This is a genomic window from Leifsonia sp. SIMBA_070, from assembly GCF_046534635.1.
Taxonomy (GTDB): domain Bacteria; phylum Actinomycetota; class Actinomycetes; order Actinomycetales; family Microbacteriaceae; genus Leifsonia.
In genome coordinates this window covers 1-231 of the sequence record NZ_JAWRYK010001031.1, presented here as the reverse complement: position 1 = coordinate 231, position 231 = coordinate 1, and the positions used below count along the sequence as shown (strand labels likewise).

General features: G+C 66.7%; 1 protein-coding gene. It reads right to left on the bottom strand.

Annotation, left to right across the window (positions count from 1 at the left end):
- A partial coding sequence (locus SB754_RS23290; protein WP_410784604.1) for a pilus assembly protein TadG-related protein occupies window positions 1-209 on the bottom strand: 209 nt, incomplete at its 3' end.
- Between the last annotated feature and the right edge of the window lie 22 nt (window positions 210-231).

Genomic DNA, 231 nt, shown 5'->3' with positions numbered 1-231 from the left:
CCAGCCGAGATCTTCGCCGCCGTGCAGGTCGAGTCAGCGGAAATTTGCGACACCGCCGAAAGCGCAGCCAGATCGGCCGCCGATTGCATGCTGCGTCGCTCGGAGTAGAAATGGCCGATATCGATCGCACCCATCATGATGAACGCCACCGCCACCCAGATCGCCGCCATGACCGCGATGGCGCCACGCTCGCGACGCCTACCCGGCAAGCCGGCACCCCGCCGCCGAACC